Source organism: Kribbella sp. CA-247076 (genome assembly GCF_050942445.1).
In the GTDB taxonomy this organism is placed as follows: Bacteria; Actinomycetota; Actinomycetes; order Propionibacteriales; family Kribbellaceae; genus Kribbella.
Genome location: NZ_CP192051.1, coordinates 4,553,145 through 4,571,103, shown reverse-complemented (window position 1 = coordinate 4,571,103; position 17,959 = coordinate 4,553,145). Strand labels below are relative to the sequence as shown.

Here is a 17,959-nt window from a genome sequence, read left to right as displayed (position 1 = left end):
ACGATTTCCCCCTGTCGCGAGGCCAGAAAATCGCACCTGCGAACCGGTCGCAGCGGGGTAGGTTCGAGGGGTGCAGAGCTATCGGGACGACGTGCTGGAGATCGCGGACGAGTTGACCGCGGCGTACGTGCAGGTGTTCACGGCACCGCCGTGGTCGCATCGGGATCCGGAGGAGACCCGGGTCGCGTTCCGGGCGCGGCTCACGCAGGATGCGCGGCGGGACGGGTTCCGGGCGTTGGTGGAGCGGTCGGCTGAGGGGGCGATCGTGGGGTTCGTGACCGGGTGGACGACGCCGGCGCCGTTCCGGACGGACCGGGCGTACGGGAAGGTGCTCGAGCGGCTGGGACGGGAGCAGGTGGAGGAGTCGCTGGTCGGCGCGTTCGAGATCGACGAGCTCGGGGTGCTGGCGAGCGCGCGGGGGACCGGGCTCGGGCGGCGGCTGTTGGAGACGGCCGTGGCCGATCACCCTCGGGCGTGGCTGCTGACGTGGAACCAGGCGCACGACGCGATCGCGTTCTACCGCCGGGTGGGCTGGCGCGAACCACCGGTCCGCGGACCGGAGACCGACATCGTCGTCTTCCTCGCCCCGAACCGCGTCGGAGGCTGACGGCCGCGGCGGCGTGCGGGGCCGGTCAGAGGGTGACGGCTGCGGGCCGGCCAGAGGGTGACGGCGGCGGGTCCGGTCAGAGGTTGAAGAGGTTCGTGGCGTTGCGCCACATGATGGCTTCTTCCTCCGGTGGCGTGAGGTTCGCGGCCTCGAACGTGCCGAGGGCGACCGACGGGTCGATCAACGTGGCGTCGGTGCCGAACATCAGCCGGGACGGGCCGATCCGGTCGAGGATCCAGCGGATGCGGCCGGCTTCGGGCGCCGACCAGCACGGCTCGAACCAGATACCGTCGCTGCGGCTCGCGGCCTCGGGCACGAGCGGCCAGCCGTTCGCGCCCATGTGCCCGGCGATCACACGCGCGCCGGGCACGTCGGCGGCGACGTCGGCGAGGTCGAGGATGTTCTTGCCCCAGGTGTGCACGAGTGTGGGCAGGCCGAACTCGGTGGTGAGCTCGATCGCCGCCCGCATGTCGGGGGAGTCGATCGGCGTCCGGCTGTAGTCGGTGTGGATCTTCGCGCCGACCCACCGGGACCGGCCGTCGCCGGCGAGCAGTTCGTCGAGGTCGGCGCGGGCTTCGTCGAGCCGGCGCGGGTCGACCACGACCATGCCGCGCAACCGCGGGTCGGTCGGCAGTTGCGCTGCCAGCGAGCGGTTGCCGGCCGGGGCGTCGTACACGATCCCCTCGATCGCGGACACCAGTTGGATGTCGATGCCGAAGCGGTCCATCAGTTCGCTGTTGACGCCGACACTGCCGACGTCCATGGAGAAGAACCACGGCCCCCAGTGAGCGTGCACGTCGATCAGCATGCGGGCTCCAGGACGTGGGGGTGGTGGTCGGTGGGCCCCCGGTGGGCGTGCACGTCGATGATCATGCTTGCTCCAGGAGTCGGGTGAGGTTGTGGCTGCCGGCCTGGGCGATCTCGTCGGCGGTGAGCTTGGAGGTGAGCAGGCGGCGGACGACGGCCTGGGTCTCGTGGAACGGTGTCCGGCAGCCGAGCACGAGCCGGTCGGCGCCGACCTCCGCCGCGACGATCTCCAGGGAGTCGGGGCCGGTCAGCATCCGGGTCGACGTGTGGAACCCGGCCTCACCGCGCGCCAGCACGACGAAGTCGCCGAGGTAGTAGAAGTGCGTGTCCAGGAACACCACCGTCGCCCCGAGTCCGCGCAGCGCGGGCCCGACCTTCCGGACGTCACCCTCGGTGAAGATCGTCAGCCCGGCGTCCACCAGCAGCCGGACGACGTGTTCGAAGGCCGGGTACGTCGGCTCGACGCTCTGCGCCGTCGGCGCCAGCCGGACCACCCGCGGCGGCTCCGGCCTGGACAACCACCGGTCGAGCTCCCGCTCCGCACCGAGCGGATCGCGCAGGTCCAGCACCGGGCACGCCGTCAACCCGTTGCCCTCGGCAACCTGGAGGGCCTCGTCGTTCCCGCTGGGGACGTCGAAGTACGTCGCCCGCAGCGACGACACCACCCCGCCGGAGATCCCGGTCGCCTTCAGCACGTCCCGGACGCCGTCGGGTCGGCTCCACCGCCCGGTCGTGACGTCATGCCCGACCAGTACGTCGCAGTCCAGCAGCACGGGTCCGTCGCTCATCGGGCCACCTTAGCCAGCGCGCCGTGGACCTTGCGGATCGCGGTGACGATGTCGTCCACATCCTCGATGGTGTAGTTCTCGTTCCAGGGGAGGACGAGGAGGCGGCGGTCGATGAGCTCCTCCGCGGTCGGGCAGAGCCCCACCGGATACTCCACGTCTTGCAGAGGGAAGTGCGAGTCGCCGTACGTCACCCGCTCGCGCAAGGCGGGCGCGCCGTACAACGGGCTGGTCAGGTAGCCACCGTTCGCGGGCACGCCCTCGGCGGTCAGCGCGGCCGCCCATTCCCGCAGGTCGCCCGCGACCGCGGGATCGAGGACGAGCGGGTACTGCCAGTAGACGTGGTCACCGGTGTCCGGTGGTGGCGTGATCCCGGGCAGGTCCGCGATCCCGGCAGTGGCCCGGGCGGCCGCCGTACGACGGTCCGCGACCACGCCGGCCAGCCGGGTCAGCTGGGCCCGGGTGACCGCGCCGACCAGCTCGGTCATGCGGTAGTTGAGCGCGAGGAACAGGTAGTTGCGCTCATTCGTGGCCCGCGGCCAGCCCTTGTCGGCGAACAAGCGCATCCGCTGGGCCAGCGCCGGGTCGTCGGTGATCACGAGGCCGCCGTCGCCGGCGCTGATGTGCTTGGTCTGCTGGAGGCTGAAGCAGCCGATATGGCCGATCCGGCCGACGAACGTGTCCCCGACGGGGGCGAGATAGGCCTGCGCGCAGTCCTCGATCAGCACGAGGCCGTGCTGGTCGCACAGCGCGCGCAGCTCGGCGATCGGCGCCGGTTTGCCGAACAGGTGAACGGCCATCACGGCTCGGGTCCGGGGAGTGATCGCAGCGGCCACCGCGGCCGGGTCGAGGTTCCCGGTGACCGGGTCGACGTCCGCGAACACCGGTACGGCGTTCTGCATCAGGATCGGGAACACCGTGCCCATGTCGCTGATCGGCGTGGTGATGATCTCTTCGCCCGGCGCCGGGTTCACGGCGGCGACCGCGAGGTGGAGCGCCGCCGTGCCGGAACTGCAGGCGACCGCGTGACCGGCGCGCAGGAGCTCCGCGAACTCCTGCTCCAGCGCGGGCACCTCGGTGCCCCAGGTGGCCGACAGCATGCCGCTGCGGAGCACCCGCTCGGCGGCCTTCACCTCCTCGTCGCCGAACCGGCGGCCGGAGGCCTCCATCACCGACGGCAGTGGGGTGGAGCGCACCGGCGTACCGCCGTCGCGTGCGAGTTCGGTCATCGGATCGGTCCCCACCTTGAGGTTGCTCATGGCAACGGTAGCTGGACGAGGTCGCGGTCGGCGAGGCCCCACACGCGGTGCGGTCCGCCGCGCACCGGCGACAGTTGTGGCACCGTGTACCACCCGTCGCCGAGCTTGTTCACCAGCAGTTCGGCCTCGGTGAGGCCTGGGCCGAGCCGGTACAGGTTCCCGCCGAAGTTCGTCTCACAATAGACGCCGGTCCGGTCCACGAAGATGTCGCCGTAGCCGGACAGCGTGTTCGTCCCGCGGACGACGGTCCGGGTCCGCAGGTCGTACCGGAACCAGCCGCCGCTGGTCCGCTTCAGGACGCCGTACAGGACGCCGTCGTGGACCGCGACGCTCTGGATCGAGCGCTCGCCGGCCAGCGGGTCGACCGTCCAGAGCAGCCTCCGGCGGCGCAGGTCGAAGGCGCCGATCGCGGCCGCCGGGCGGGTCGGCGTGATCCCGCCACCACCGACCACGTCGCCGCCGAGGTAGGCGATGCCGTCCACGATCGCCACCGACATCACGCTCTGATCCGGCAGGATGCCGTAGTGGACGTCGAGCTCGCCGGTCCTGGTGTCCACCAGCGTGAGCGCGCCGGTCAGCTTCCCGGTGCCCGGTGCGGACGCGATCGCGAGCAGCTTCGACTTCTCGTCGTACGCCGCCTGCCACGGCCGGATCTGGTCGTGACCGATGGTCCCGAGGCTGCGGACCTCCTTGGTCCGCGGGTTGATCCGGACCACCTCGGTGCTCGGATACATCGCGGAGTACAGCCCGTCCTTCACCCAGGTGAGCGTCTTGGCCTCGCCGGGGACGCGGATGCGGCGGGTGCCGCCGGTGCCGATCGCGTGCTCGGTGACGACCCAGTGGCCGCCGACGTACAGGTGGGGGTTGCCGAGCTCGAGCGACTGCGGTTTGTCCGGCGCCGGCGTGAAGCCGGCGTCGACGAGATCGAGGAGCTCGACGGCGCCGGTTGGGAGGTCGAGCCACCAGAGCACGCCGGATCCGGTCGCGCCGAGGAGCGTGGTCTCGTCGAGCAGCACGAGTCGGCGATGCTCGTCGGCCGGCGCCGGCGTGCCGATCGCGGTCAGGGTGGTGTCGTCCGGACCGCAGGACCAGACCGTGCCCGAGCGCCGGGTCGTCAGGTACGCCGTCCCGTCGGCGCTGACCGACAGTGCGTCGACCCCGGACTCCCCGTCCGGCAGCGGCACGACGCGAACGTCGCTACCGTCCGGGCCCATGCTGATCAGCGATCCGGTCGCGCCCGCGTGGATCCGGTCCGCCGTCGCCGCGAACGGGCCGAAGTTCTGCCCGCGCACTTCCGCGGGTGTCAGGTCACGGAAGGTCTTGGTGGACCGCTGGTAGCCGACGAGCTGCGACGGCGTGTAGATCCCGGCATAGACGTAGTCGCCGGCGGCCCCGACGTAGCGACCGTACTGCGCACCGGCCACCGGCGCACCGAGTCGGGTGAGCGCGTTGGTGGCGGGGTCGATCTGCCAGACGGCGCCGTTGGGGTAGCTGACCGCGAACACCTGACCGTCCGGCGCGGTCGTCAGGTCCCAGACGAACCCACCCGCGCCGGCCAGGCTGCCGACGCGGGTCAGCGCAGCGGTCATCGGGTCGAAGCAGTAGACGTCGGCGACCGGATACAGACCGACGTAGATCCGGCCCGCGGCCACCGTGATACCCCAGCCGCCTTCGCCGACCGGGAGCTCGATCGTCCTGCTCACCCGACGGGTGGCGAGGTCGATCTCCACCAGCTTCGGCGGGACGATTCCACGGGTGATCACATACGCGTGCCCGTCGTGCACCGCCATCGCGACCACGGCCGCCGTCAGGCAGGCGGCGCCGAACCTGGGCAGCGTCGAGCCGTCGACCGGCTCAGCCTGCCCGGCTGCCCGTGCTCCGGAGATCGGCAGCGCGCTCGCCGCCCCGGTGAGCAGCGCACCGGTCAGCACCGTACGGCGAGAGAGCGTCATCGGAAGGCCTCACTTCTGCCGGGGGAGGTTGCCGATCCGGACCAGGTCGCGGCCCTTGATCGTGTAGAGGGCGTCGCCGGTGTGGGACGTCGTGATCAACGGGAAGCCGTAGATCTGGGCACCCAGGCCGTCGACCACCGTGGTCACCGCCGGCGGCCCGGATCGCCGGGGCACCACCTGGAAGACCCGTTTGCTGTCGGTGCCGAACAGTCCCGAGCGCGCGATGGTCAATGTGCTCTGACCGGTGCCGATGACAGCGTCGGCGAGTACCCTCCCCGTCCGCGGGTCGAGGACGGCGAGGCGCCCGTCGTCCGTGGTCGCGTAGAGCCGCCCGCGGTAGACGACGACGTCGCTGTACGACTGCGCGCCGGACAGCGGGGCGACCTCCCACAGGCGGCGGTTGCGGCGCTGGTCGAAGGCGACGATCGTTGCCTCGGGCAAGATCGGCTCGGTGCCCAGGCTGTTGCGGGTCGCGCCGCCCAGGTAAGCGACGCCCTCGTGGGTGGCGACCGAGCGGACGGACTGCTGCGGCACGACACCGCGGTGCACCTCGAGCCGGCCGGTGTCCAGGTGCTGCTCGGTCAGCGTGCCGTCGTACTTGCCGTAGTCGGGCTCGGTGGAGATCAGCCAGGTGCGTGACCGGGCGTCGTACGTCGCGTCGGTCGGCCGGGTCTGCTCGTGGCCGATCCGGCCGAACTCGTCCAGGCCGGAGCCGTCGGGCTTCATCGACCACAGCCGGGCCAGCGTGTAGACGCCGAGGTAGACGTCGCGCCCGACCGGGGTCAGGGTCTTGGCCTCGCCGGGGAGGAAAGTCCGCGTGCTCGTACCGGACGCGAGGTCGTGCACCTGGATGCCGGCCTTGCCGCTCACGAGCACCGAGGTCGCGGTGGCGGCGATCCCCATCGCCTGCTCCGGGGCCGGCGGCAGCCCCGCCTGGCCGAGATCGGTCCCGGTGAACGTCCCGGTGCCGGCGTCGTACTCGACCACCTGGCTGGTCAGCTCGGCCCGGACGGTCGGGCCGTCGACGAAGATCCGGTTGAAGTACGCCCCGTCGTACGGCGACCCGAGCCGTTCGAGCGTGGACCCGGAGTACCGGTAGAGCGTGCCGGACGGACGGGTGCCGAGGTAGACGTCGCCCGTGGGTCCGTCGATCGTGATCGCGGTGACGTACTGGTCGCCGCCCGGCGTCTGCACCTCGACCGGGTCGCTCAGGTCGGTGGTGTCGAACACCAGCATCGTGCCGGTGGGGGAGAGGCCGGCCGCGAGCTTCGTCCCGGACAGGCTGAGAGTGGCGACGAAGGTGCGATCGGCGTACGCCGGCGGCAGCACGTCCCGGCGCTCACCGGTCACCCGGTCGATGGCGATCAGGTGCGCCTTGGTGCCGACGCCGGCGTAGATCGTGGTCGCGTCGGCGGCGATGCTGCGGACGTACTGCTCGCCGGCCACGGCGGCGCCGTAGGTCCTGGTCGCGCCGGTGGCCGGGTCGTACTCGTGCACGGCGCCGTCCGGATAGGTGCCGGCGACGACCTTGCCGTCCGGGGTGGCCGCGATCGACCAGATGAACGAGCCGAACCGCGCGACCTTGGTGGCCTCGCCCGACACCGTGTCGATCCGGTAGAGGTCGCCGGGGGTGTAGAGACCGACGTACAGGTCGGTGCCGAGGTGGGTCATCGCCCAGGCGCCGGCTCCGGTCGGCAGCGTGAGCTTGCGGTCGACCGTGCGGGTGACCGGGTCGAAGGCACCGACCTGGATCGGCGAGACCCCGGACGTCACCGTCCAGATCCGGTCGCCGACCTGCTCGGCGACGCTGGTCGAGGTGACCGCCGACGCCGGTCCGAGACTGTCGACCGTGACCGGGCCGGGGCCTGCGCCGGCCGGGGCCGAAACACTCAGCAGCAGTGCGCAAATGCCGAGCACACCGAGCATTCTCCGTGCGAATCGCTTGTCCACAAGGCCTCCCGGATCGCCACGGCGAGTTTTACGGTCATGGCTGAAATTACCCGGCAGCGTACGCAGGGCCGAATCGGGACGTCAACAGCTGACGACCGAGGCTGTGGAAAAGCGTCAGAGGTGGACGCGGTAGACGACCAGCGGCCGGCCGCTGCCGGAGCCGATCTGGGTGCCGGTGGCGTCGGCGAGACCGGCGCGCTCCAGCCGGTTCAGCACCCGGCGCGCGGTCCGCGGCTGGATGCCGAGGTGATCGGCGACGCTGCGCGTGGTCAGCCCTTCCGGGGCCGCGCGCACGAGCTCCTGCAGGCGTTCGAGCGTTGCCTTCGACAACCCGGCGCGTTGCGCGAGCACCTGCAGCTTCGACCGCTGCTGGGCGCGCGGGGCCGCGCCGCCCACCAGGACCAGGTCGATGTCGTTGCGCAAGGAGACGACCGCCGCGGTCCGGCCCGCCGTCTTCGCGCGGCCGAGTGCGCGTCGGGCCAGCGCCTCGGTCTCGATCCCCGAGCCGCCGATCCCGAAGCCGATCCGCACCGGCCCGTACTCCTCCTTGAGCCGGGTCAGCATGCCGAGCTCGCTGAACGCCGCGGTCGCCTGTTCGAGCGGTCCGCGCGTCGCCACGACCAGATACCGCTTGTCGTCGTACCGGATGACGCTGCCGCCGAGCGAGCCGGCCTCGCGCCGCAGCGCCTGCTCACCGTCGGCGGCGATCTCGACCAGACCCAGGGCGATCTGCGCATCGTCACTGCGCAAAGCGTCATGAACGAGCAGGAGACTGTTCACCGCGGCCCGGACCGAGTGCACCGACGGAGCCAGCCGGACGGTCGTCCGCTCGGTCCGGAGCTTCTCGTACGCCGACCGCAGACAGGTGACCGCGATCGTCGCACCCGCCTCCCGGTGGAACGCGATCACGTCGTCGGCACCCAACCCCCGGCGGTACGGCAACACCCGGACGCCGTCGGTGGGCAGACCGACCTCGTCCAAGGTCTCGTGGACCTGCGCCTCGTCGAGTACGTCGATGCTCATCGAGGTGACGTCCTGGCCTTCGCGGAGCAGCTGCACCAAGGCCCGCATCAACGTGGCGCCGGTGTACTCGACGTGCGCGGCCGGACGGTCGAGCAGGTCGTTGGCGGCGGCGATCTGGTAGGGCACGACCCCGGTGAACAGCCAGGCGTCCACACTCGCCGGCGCCTCGGCCATGATCCGGGGGGTGTCGGTCTCCCGCCGGTACCGCAGCGGCACGACCTCGACGCCACGCAGGGCTGCGACGATGCGGCTGGTGGAGGTGACCAGGTCCGACGGACCGACGACACCGACCGTCGTCACCATGCCCGGATCCCCTCCATCGGGCCAGTCTCACCACAACCCCAGGCCGCTGCAAGAACCCTCGCCGTAGAACACTGACCCCATGCCCCGACGGATCGCGCTGGTCGAGCTGGACACGTCACATCCGGCGGCCTTCGTGCCGCTGGTGCGGGCGTCGGGTCTGGAGGTCAGTGCCGTCTTCGACTCGGGCCGGGTGCGGCCGCCGTCGTACGCCGCAGAGTTCGCCGAGCGGCACGGGATCCCGGTGGTCGCGGACCGGCTGGACGAGCTGCCGGCCGACGTCGCGTTGTTGCTGGGGTGCGACTGGGACCAGCGGTACGAGCAGGCGCGCACGTTGCTGGCCGCCGGCCTGGCGGTCGTACTCGACAAGCCGGTCGCGGGCCGGGTTGGCGATCTTCGTGACCTAGCGGCGCGCGCGGATGCCGGTCAGCCCGTCAGCGGCGGGTCGTCGTTCCGCTGTCTACCGGAAGCACTCGCCTGGCGAGAGCGTGGTGAAACGGCGTCGCTCGTGGTCGTTGGTTGCGCAGGGCACCCGTTCTACTACGGAGTCCACGCGGTGTCCTTCGCGGAGGCGCTGCTCGGGCCGGGCTTCACCGCCGCCCGGGCGCTCGACTCGGCCGGCCGCCGTGGACTGCTCCGGCACGCGAGCGGAGCCGAGGTGCTCGTCGACATCCAGGACGGTTATCCGTACTTCGCCACCGTGGCGACCCCGACGTCGGTCGAGCACCTGCGGCCCGATCCGGCCGGGCTCTACCAGCCGTTCCTGACCGCGCACGTCCGCGACGTACCGCCGAAACTCAGTGTCGAGCCGGAGCTGATGCTGCTCGCGTTGGCGCAGTCGGCGGCGACCGGCAGCGACTGGGTCGATCCGGCCTCGCTGCCGGACACGTTCTCGCCCTGGGACGCGGCCGCCTACACAGCCGCCTACACGCCACCGGCTTAGCCGCGGTCGCTCTGGGTACCGGAACGGTGCTGCCGGCCGATGGGTCCGCTCGCACACGGTGTCACCGGCCGGCTGCACCGAGCAATCTGATCGGGCAACCTGCGAAGGAGGACCGATGAACGAGCTCACGCACACTCTGGTCCGGCTGGACGACGCCGGCCTGACACTGGCCGATCCCGCCGACGACCTGCGCGGTCGAAGGGTGATGGATCTCAACGAGGAAGAGGTCGGCAAGGTCGACGGACTGCTGGTCGACGAGGACGAACGCCGGGTGCGGTTCCTCGAGATCGGCTCGGGCGGCTTCCTCGGCCTCGGCGAGAAGAAGCGGCTGGTGCCGGTCGACGCGATCACCCGCGTGGACGACGAGAACGTCCACATCTCCACGGATCGCAACCGGGTCGCGAGCGCGCCCGTATACGACCCGGACGTCGTCCCGGAACGCCACTACCTCGAAGACGTCTACGGCTACTACGACACTCCGCCGTTCTGGGGTCCCGGCTACTTCTACCCTGGCTGGCCGCGGTAGTCGTACCTTGCCTATGTGACGGCAGGGGGAAGCGCATCGCGGTTCGGGCTCCTGGGCGAGCTCGAGGTCGTGATCGACGGGCGACGGCTCGACCTCGGGGGCCCGAAGCAACGCGGGCTGCTGGCGGTGCTGCTGATCCACTTGAACCAGTCGGTGTCCGCCGGCCGGTTGGCGGAGGCCCTGTGGGGCGAAGAACCGCCGGCGGGCGCCGAAGTCACCCTCCGCACGCATGTCTCACATCTGCGCCGCCGCCTCGCGTCTGTCGGGGCGGCGGACGTCCTTGTCACCCGTCGCACCGGCTACAGCCTCGCGGTCGATCCGGACCAGGTCGACGCCCATCGCTTCGAGCGGCTGGCCGGACTCGGCCAGGAAGCCGTCGGGCTGGCCGACCCGGAGCGAGCCGCGCAGCTACTGCAGGAGGCGTTGGCGCTCTGGCGTGGACCGGTCCTCCACGACCTGGGCCGACCACTGTTTGCCGAGGCCGAGACCGCGCGGCTGGACGGACTCCGCCTCGACGCGCTGGAGGCCCGCATCAGCGCAGACCTCGCACTGGGCCGGTACGACGTCATCCCCGAGCTCGAGCGGTTGGTGGCCGAGCATCCGTTCCGGGAGCCCTTCCACGGCCAGTTGATGCTTGCGCTCTACCGGGCCGGACGGCAGGCCGACGCGTTGGCGGCGTACGCCGCGGCTCGGCAACGGCTCGCGGACGAGTTGGGCCTGGATCCCGGCCCGGCACTGACTGAACTCGAGACGGCGATCCTGCGTGGCGATCCGGCGCTGCTGCTTGCGCGTACGCAGCCGGCGGGTCGGGTGAAGGCTCCGCCGGATGCGTTGTTCAGCAGCGTCCGCCGTGACCGGATGGTCGGACGGTCGACCGAGCTCGAACGGTTGCGCGCGCTCTGGCAGGACGTGCGAGCCGGTGCCGGTCGCGTCGTACTGGTCTCCGGTGAGGCCGGAGTCGGCAAGACCAGGTTGGTCGCGGAGTTCGCCGACGGCACGGGGGTTGACGTGCTGGTCGGGCGGTGCGATCAGGCCGAGATTCCGTACCAGCCGATCCTGGCCGCCTTCGACGAGAGTCCGGAGATCGTTGCCCAGTCCCCGGACATGATGCGCGACCGCGTCGTCGGGCTGCTGGACCGGCAGGCGCCGGTCGCCCTCGTGCTGGAGGACGCCGAGCGCATCGACCACGCCAGCGCCGTACTGCTGCGGAACGTCGTGCGTCGGCTTCCCGACGGTGTCCTGGTGATCGTGTGTTTCCGCGACCCACCGGGGACGAGGCATCCCGCGCTGCTGGAGCTGGTCGGTGACGTCCCGGGGGCGGATCGGATAGCGCTGCAGCCGTTGACCGAAAGGGATCTGGGCTCGTTGGTCGGCGACCGGCCGGCCGAGTTCGTCCAGGAGCTGTGGCGCAGTACGGGCGGCAATCCGTTCTACGCGAGCGAGGTCGTGCGGGACCTCGACGCCGGTCACGGGCCGTTCGTGGTGCCGTCCGGCGTGCGCGACGTACTGCGGCATCGTCTGCAGGCCCTGCCGGCCGAGGCGCAGCAGGTCGTGCGGTGTGCGGCCGTCCTCGGGAGCGAGGCGGAGTTCGGGATCCTGGCGCAGGTGGTCGACTTGGCGGAGGATCCGTTGATCGACGCGCTCGACCAGGCGATCGGTGCCGGGTTCCTGGTCGAGGCGGGGAGCTCGTGGAAGGCGACGTACCGGTTCCCGCACGACCTGATGCGGGAGGCCGTGTACGCCGACCTACCCCAGACCCGCCGCCGGCGGCTGCACGTCCGCGCGGCCACCGCACTATTGCCGGGGGCAACGGTCGCCGCGGCCGCCGTGCAGCTGCGGGCGGCCGGGCCGGCGGCGGATCCGGAGCAGGCCGCGGACCTCAGCCTACGGGCCGCGGAGGAGGCGGCCCGGCTCTACGCCTGGCACGAGGCGGTCGATCACGCCGAGGCCGCGGTCGACGTACTCGAGCAGTCCGGCGCCGCCGCCGAACGACGGGCGGCCGCCGCGGTCGCGACCGCGAATCTGCGGCTCAAGTCGAGCCTCGGCGACCGGCGGGCGATCGAACTGCTGGAGGGCGCCCTCGAGCTGTACGCCGGTGACCGGGCCGCGTCGGCGACCGTCCACAGCCGTCTCGGCGGTGCCTTGTGCACGAACCACGCGGTCATGGACATTCCCCGGGCGATCGAGCACTTCGCCGCCGCCGAACGCCTCAACGGCGACCGATTCCACCTGCACCGTGGGCTGACGCAGGCCGCGATGTACGGCGCACGCACCGAGCTGCTCGGGGACGCCGCACGCCGGGCGGACGCACTGGCCACCGACCTGGGCCGACGGGATCTGGTCGTGATGGCGTCCTGGGGGCGGGCGTGGTACGAGTTCAACCGCGGGCGGGTGGGCGAGGCGGAGAAGCTCCGGGAAGCGATGTGGGCGACCGCGCACGAGGTGGCCGATCCGTACCTGGGCTGGACCTCGGTGAGCGGGGCCGCGCTGACCGCGACGGCGTACCTGCTGGATCCGGTCGCCGGCCGGGCGTGGTGCCGGCGCGGGCTGGCGCAGGCGCGGTTCGAGACGTTCGAGCGGCCGCACGACACCATCGTCGACCAGCTCGCGCTGGCGCTCGCGGCGATGGGCGAGCTGGACGACGCGCGGCGAGTGGCCGGCCCGTTGCCGGCTGATGCGGTCAGCCGGCGGGTGCTCACGTTCCTCGGCGGCGACTGGGCGCAGGCCGAGCAGGACTGGTCCGCGGCGCTCCGCCGGGACGAGGACGCGGGCGACCTGCACGACGCCGCGTTGAATGCTCGCTGGCTCGGGGGAGTGCGCAGGCTGCTCGGTGATCAGGAGGGAGCCGTCGCCGCGCTGCGACGTGCGGTGACCATCGCTGTCGACGGTCCGCAGGTTCCGACCGAGCTCGCCGCGCGCGCTGAGCTCGCCCGAATCCTGGCGGAGGTCGGCGAGCGCGATGAGGCAACGGAACAGCTGGCACGGTGTGAGGAGATCGTCGCGGCCGGTGAGGACTGGCGTGGACTGGCTGGCGTGGTCGAGCTTGCTCGCGCGGCGGTGACCGGGGCGGACGAGGCGTACCAGCGAGCCGTCGACGTATTCACGGCGTACCGGCTGCCGTGGCGGCGAGCCGCCGCGCTGAAGGCCTGGGGCCGCTGACCTCAACAGCGGTTCCACAGGATTTCAACATCGGCTCGTCATCGTTGCCGGCATGAACGCATCGAAGTCTCCGGCCGCGGACAGCGCGAGGCTGTTCGGGTCGATGTTCGCCGGGCAGTTGAGTCTGCTCGTGCTCACGCCGATCCTGTCCGGGGTCGCTGCCGACCTCGGCGTCTCCTCGGCGGCCGCCGGTCAGCTGCGGGCGATGTCCGGCATGGTCGCCGCCCTGGTCGCGATCGGTCTGGCCGTGAGCCGCCGGCGCCGGGAGCTGCGCGGCCTGCTGGAGCTCGGGCTCGGACTGCTGACCCTCGCCGCCGCGGCGAGTGTGCTCGCCCCGTCCTTCGCCGCACTGGCCGCGGCCCAGGCCGTCCTCGGAGCAGGGGTCTCCCTGGTCCTGGCCGGCGGGCTGGCGGCGGCCGGGAGCTGGGCGCCGGCAGGCGATCGGGCCACGCTGCTGTCCTGGGCGATGGTCGGCGCACCGAGCGCGTGGATCGCCGGCATGCCGCTGATCGGGCTGCTCGGCGGCCACAGCTGGCGACTCGCCTGGCTGGTCCCGCTCGTGGCGAGCCTACTGTCCCTGCGCGCGGTCTCGCGTCGCGAGCATGGCCCGCTCGAGCCGACTCCACTGCCGGTGCTGTCGATCCTGCGCCGCCCGAAGGCGACCCGGTGGGCCGTCAGCGAGCTGCTCGCGTACGGCGGCTGGTCCGGCGTGCTCGTGTACGTCGGGACCCTGCTCACCGAGGCCCACGGCGCGTCGACGGCAACGACCGGTCTCGCACTCGGTGGCGGAGCGGTCGCGTACGTCGTCGCCACGTTCCTGGCCCGGCGCTGGGTGGACCGCGCCTCTCGGCCGATGGTTCTCGTGGCCGGATCGGCGCTGATCGCGGCGACCCTGATCCTGGGTGCGGTCCGGCCGTCGTTCGCCTTCTCCGTGGGGATGTGGGCGGTGACCGCCTTCGTCGCCGGGGTCCGGATGATGGCCGGCAGCTCGGTCGGGCTCGACCTGGGCGACGTCGGTCCGCTGCAGGCGATGAGTGTGCGGGCCGCGTCCATGCAGGCCGGTTACCTGGCCGGCGCCGTACTCGGCGGGCTCGGCCTCGCCCTCGGCGGCTGGACGGTCGTCGGCGTCGCACTCGCCGTACCTCTGCTCCTTGCGGTCGGTGTGACCGCGACCGATCATCAGACCACTGCCCGTCCGAAGGTGGGTGTGCGATGACCGAGCGGTACGACGCCGTCGTGGTCGGCGCACGCTGTGCCGGGGCGACCCTCGCGACCCTGCTCGCCCGGGCCGGCCAGCGAGTCCTGCTGGTCGACCGGGATGAGTTCCCGAGCGACACCGTGTCCACGCACGTGATGTTCCCGGACACGCTCCAGCGCCTGGACGAGTTGGGTGCGCTGGCCGCGCTCCGGGCCGAGCACGAGCTGCGCATGGTCAAGTTCGGCTGGCGGGTGCTCGGTCACGACGTGGCCGGCGGGTTCACGCCGATCGGTGGCTTCGACCGGGCGACCTGCGTTCGCCGGATCACGCTCGACGCGGCGCTGGTCGACCTGGCCACGGCGGCCGGGGCGGAGTTCCGCAGGGCCGGGGTGTCGGAGCTGATCGGTGACGATCCGGTGCGGGGCGTCGTACTGGACACCGGCGAGCGGATCGAGTCGACCTGGGTGTTCGGCGCGGACGGGCGGGTCTCGACGGTCGCGCGACGGCTGGGCGTGCCGGCGACGGACGAGCGCCGCGGCGAGATGGCGTTCCTGCTGGCGTACTGGCGTGGGTTGCCGCCGTCGGACTGGTGCCACATCGACGTGCACGAGCAGTCGGCGTTGATGTCGGTGCCGTGCGAGGACGGCATCCACCTGCTGTCGGTCACCGGTACGCCGGAGATCACCCGGGGCTCGGCCGCCCAACGCGAGGAGCGCTACCTGGCCGCCCTGCACCAGTTCCCGGCGGTGCTGAACGCACGGCTGCTGGACGGTGCCGAGCGGATCTCGCCGATCGTCGTCGTCCCGGAGACGATGCTGCGCGGTCACTACCGCCAGGCGGCCGGCCCGGGTTGGGCGCTGCTCGGCGACGCGGGCCACTTCAAGCACCCGGTGACCGCCCAGGGGATCGGCGACGCGATCGAGCAGGCCTGGTACATCGGTACGACGCTCGCCGCCGGAGGTGACCTGGACGGGTACCAGGACTGGCGCGACCAACGCGCCGCCGAGTACTACGAGTGGTCCTACGGGCTGGCGATCTTCGCCCGCGGCCGGGCCGCCGCCACCTTCTCGGGGCTGGCGTCGGATCCCGTGGCCGGGCAGGAGTTCCTCGACACGTTCACCAAGCAGGTGCGTCCGTCCCGCGTCACCACTCGCGAGCGCGTCGCCCGCTGGACGGCGGCCTGGTCGTACGACGACGGCCGCCGGCAGGTGCTCGCACTGGATCTCGACGAGGAGCGGCTCGCCCGGCAGGTGCCCGCCTGTCCGGAGTGGACGGTCCGTGACCTGATCGCCCACCTGGCCGGTATCGCCGAGGACAGTCTCCGCGGGTCGTACTTCGCCGAAGCCCTGGACGCCTGGCGCGATCCCGCGCTCGCCGAGCAACGCGAGACCTGGACCGCCGGACAGGTGTCCACCCGCGTCGACCGCCCGATCGAGTCCGTGCTCCGCGAGTTCGACGAGTACGGCGGCCGGCTGGTGACGGCGATGCGTCGTGGCGAACTGCCGGACGGTCCGCCATGGTTGCTCTCGGCCCCTGTCGGTGACCTGGCCGTCCATCTCGCCGATCTCCGGGAGGCGCTCGGCCTCGAGCCCGACGAGAGGTCACCGATCACCCACTTCGGCTTCGCCGCGTACCGGGACTGGTTGCACGCGCGGATCGCCGAGCACGGCCTGCCGGCGTTGCGGTTGTCGGACGGCCACAAGGACTGGGTGCTGGGTCCGGGTGAGCCCGGGACCACGCTCACGGCCGGTCGCACCGAGTTGTTCCGGGCGATCACCGGCCGGCGGAGCGCGGCCGCCATCCGCGCCTACGAGTGGTCCGGCGATCCGTCGCCGTACCTGCCGGTCATCGCGCCGTACGCGCTGCCGGCCGATCAGGTCGCGGCCCGCTAGGGCCGGACTTCCCTTCGTCGCGCACGACCTGAGGACGGTCGGCGTGCCCACGCATCACAGAGAGGAACCACCGTCATGACCACCACCGCCACCTTCGAGGAGATCAAGGCGAAGCAGCGTGCTACCTGGGGGAGCGGCGACTACGGCAGGATCGCCTGGGTGACCGTGCCGGTCGCCGAGGCCCTGACCGCCGCCGTCGATCCGCGGCCGGGCGCGACCCTGCTCGACGTCGCGACCGGGACGGGCCACGTCGCGCTCGCCGCGGCGCGCCGGTTCGCGGTCGTCAGCGGGATCGACTACGTGCCCGAACTGGTCGAGATCGCCCGGCGGCGGGCGCAGGCCGAGGGCCTGACCGCCGACTTCCGCGAGGCCGACGCGGAGAACCTGCCGTTCGGCGACGACGCGTTCGACTACGTCACCTCGGCCATCGGGGTGATGTTCACGGCCGACCACCAGAAGGCCGCGGACGAGCTCGTCCGGGTCACCCGCCCGGGCGGCCGGATCGGGCTGGCGAACTGGACGCCGACCGGGTTCATCGGTCAGCTGCTCAAGACCGTCGGGAAGCACGCGGCCCCGCCGGCCGGTGCGCTGCCGCCACCTCGCTGGGGGACCGACGAGGTCCTGCGGGAGCTGTTCGGCGACCGGGTCGCCTCGGTGGAGACGACCGTTGCGACCGTGACCCAGCGGTTCGCGTCGGCCGAGCACTTCGCCGACTTCTTCCTGACGTACTACGGACCGACGTACAAGGCGGCCGAGCGGCTCGACGAGGACGGCCGGCAGGCCTTCCGGGCCGACGTGATCGCGCTGGCGGAAGCCTCGAACCACGCGACCGACGGCACCTGGGCGAGCGACTGGGAGTACCTGATCGCCATCGCGACCAAGGCCTGACCACCCGAGCCGGACGAGGCTGTGGCTCCGGCGACAGCCTCGTCCGGTACGTTGCGACGGTGAAGCACTGGATCGCCGAGGGTACGGCGCTCTGCCGGAAGGCCCTCGTGGACCTGGACGGCCCGTCCCGGCTGCCCGGGTGGACCCGGAAGCATGTCGCCGCGCACCTCGCGCTGAACGCCGAGGCCCTCGGCAACCTCGTGCACTGGGCGCGCACCGGCGAGGAACGACCGATGTACTCCTCGCCCGACCAGCGCAACCAGGACATCGAGGCCGGTGCAGGGCGACCGGCCGAGGAGTTGATCGGCTGGTTCGACGAGTCCGCGCGGACCCTGGACGAGTCGATGGCCACCCTGACCGACGAGCACTGGCAGGCGCACGTGCGGACCGCTCAGGGCCGGGAGATCCCGGCGACCGCGATTCCGTGGCTGCGCAGCCGCGAGGTGATGATCCACGCCGTCGACCTCGGCACCGGAGTCACCTTCGCGGACCTGCCGGAGGACTTCCTCGAGGAGCTCTGCGCCGAGATCCGGGCCACGCGCGGCGACGTCCCGGAGCTTCACGGGCCGTTGGCGCAGATCGCGGCGTACCTTTCCGGGCGGCCGTTCGCGGACGTGACCACCGCCTCCGGGGCACCGGCGCAGTCGCTGCCGCCGTGGTTGTAGAGATC

General features: G+C 71.9%; 14 protein-coding genes. 8 read left to right on the top strand and 6 right to left on the bottom strand.

All coding sequences use genetic code 11. The annotated features are described in order from the left end of the window. Positions 1-70 precede the first annotated feature (70 nt). Entirely contained in the window at positions 71-607 is a 537-nt protein-coding gene (locus tag ACQPYZ_RS21570) for a GNAT family N-acetyltransferase (protein ID WP_433158830.1), read from the top strand. A 76-nt stretch (positions 608-683) separates the two neighbouring features. Here ACQPYZ_RS21570 and ACQPYZ_RS21565 read toward each other — a convergent pair whose 3' ends face one another. The 6 genes from ACQPYZ_RS21565 to ACQPYZ_RS21540 all read right to left on the bottom strand — a co-directional run bounded on the left by ACQPYZ_RS21565 (position 684) and on the right by ACQPYZ_RS21540 (position 8,686). Beyond that, the gene (locus ACQPYZ_RS21565) at positions 684-1,415 is read right to left on the bottom strand and encodes an amidohydrolase family protein (RefSeq protein WP_433158828.1); all 732 of its coding nucleotides are present in this window, start codon (positions 1,413-1,415) and stop codon (positions 684-686) included. 61 nt (positions 1,416-1,476) lie between these two features. After that, the gene (locus ACQPYZ_RS21560) at positions 1,477-2,202 is read right to left on the bottom strand and encodes a hypothetical protein (RefSeq protein WP_433158826.1); all 726 of its coding nucleotides are present in this window, start codon (positions 2,200-2,202) and stop codon (positions 1,477-1,479) included. Beyond that, positions 2,199-3,458, bottom strand: a complete 1,260-nt coding sequence (locus ACQPYZ_RS21555; RefSeq protein WP_433158823.1) for a DegT/DnrJ/EryC1/StrS family aminotransferase — start codon at positions 3,456-3,458, stop codon at positions 2,199-2,201. Before ACQPYZ_RS21555 ends, ACQPYZ_RS21560 begins: the two co-directional genes overlap by 4 nt. Further along, a complete protein-coding gene (locus tag ACQPYZ_RS21550) occupies positions 3,455-5,410 on the bottom strand; it encodes a hypothetical protein (RefSeq protein ID WP_433158820.1) in 1,956 nt (651 codons plus the stop codon). Before ACQPYZ_RS21550 ends, ACQPYZ_RS21555 begins: the two co-directional genes overlap by 4 nt. 9 nt (positions 5,411-5,419) lie before the next feature. Continuing rightward, a complete protein-coding gene (locus tag ACQPYZ_RS21545; RefSeq protein ID WP_433158818.1) occupies positions 5,420-7,360 on the bottom strand; it encodes a PQQ-binding-like beta-propeller repeat protein in 1,941 nt (646 codons plus the stop codon). A gap of 114 nt (positions 7,361-7,474) precedes the next feature. Beyond that, positions 7,475-8,686 (bottom strand): helix-turn-helix domain-containing protein, encoded by a 1,212-nt coding sequence (locus ACQPYZ_RS21540; RefSeq protein WP_433158815.1) that lies wholly within the window; start codon positions 8,684-8,686, stop codon positions 7,475-7,477. Between the two features lie 79 nt (positions 8,687-8,765). Between ACQPYZ_RS21540 and ACQPYZ_RS21535 the strand changes: the two genes are divergently transcribed. The 7 genes from ACQPYZ_RS21535 to ACQPYZ_RS21505 all read left to right on the top strand — a co-directional run bounded on the left by ACQPYZ_RS21535 (position 8,766) and on the right by ACQPYZ_RS21505 (position 17,954). Then, on the top strand, positions 8,766-9,626 hold the full coding sequence (locus ACQPYZ_RS21535; protein WP_433158812.1) for a Gfo/Idh/MocA family oxidoreductase: 861 nt from the start codon (positions 8,766-8,768) through the stop codon (positions 9,624-9,626). Positions 9,627-9,741: 115 nt separating this feature from the next. Further along, the gene (locus ACQPYZ_RS21530; RefSeq protein ID WP_433158809.1) at positions 9,742-10,152 is read left to right on the top strand and encodes a PRC-barrel domain-containing protein; all 411 of its coding nucleotides are present in this window, start codon (positions 9,742-9,744) and stop codon (positions 10,150-10,152) included. 15 nt (positions 10,153-10,167) lie between these two features. Continuing rightward, positions 10,168-13,311 (top strand): BTAD domain-containing putative transcriptional regulator, encoded by a 3,144-nt coding sequence (locus tag ACQPYZ_RS21525; protein WP_433158806.1) that lies wholly within the window; start codon positions 10,168-10,170, stop codon positions 13,309-13,311. Between the two features lie 52 nt (positions 13,312-13,363). Next, on the top strand, positions 13,364-14,527 hold the full coding sequence (locus ACQPYZ_RS21520) for an MFS transporter (RefSeq protein ID WP_433158804.1): 1,164 nt from the start codon (positions 13,364-13,366) through the stop codon (positions 14,525-14,527). Beyond that, positions 14,524-16,401 (top strand): FAD-dependent monooxygenase, encoded by a 1,878-nt coding sequence (locus ACQPYZ_RS21515; RefSeq protein WP_433158801.1) that lies wholly within the window; start codon positions 14,524-14,526, stop codon positions 16,399-16,401. The genes ACQPYZ_RS21520 and ACQPYZ_RS21515 overlap by 4 nt, the downstream gene beginning before the upstream one ends. A 75-nt stretch (positions 16,402-16,476) precedes the next feature. Continuing rightward, positions 16,477-17,289, top strand: a complete 813-nt coding sequence (locus ACQPYZ_RS21510) for a class I SAM-dependent methyltransferase (RefSeq protein ID WP_433158798.1) — start codon at positions 16,477-16,479, stop codon at positions 17,287-17,289. A 59-nt stretch (positions 17,290-17,348) separates the two neighbouring features. Further along, a complete protein-coding gene (locus tag ACQPYZ_RS21505) occupies positions 17,349-17,954 on the top strand; it encodes a maleylpyruvate isomerase family mycothiol-dependent enzyme (protein ID WP_433158795.1) in 606 nt (201 codons plus the stop codon). The last annotated feature ends 5 nt before the right edge of the window (positions 17,955-17,959 follow it).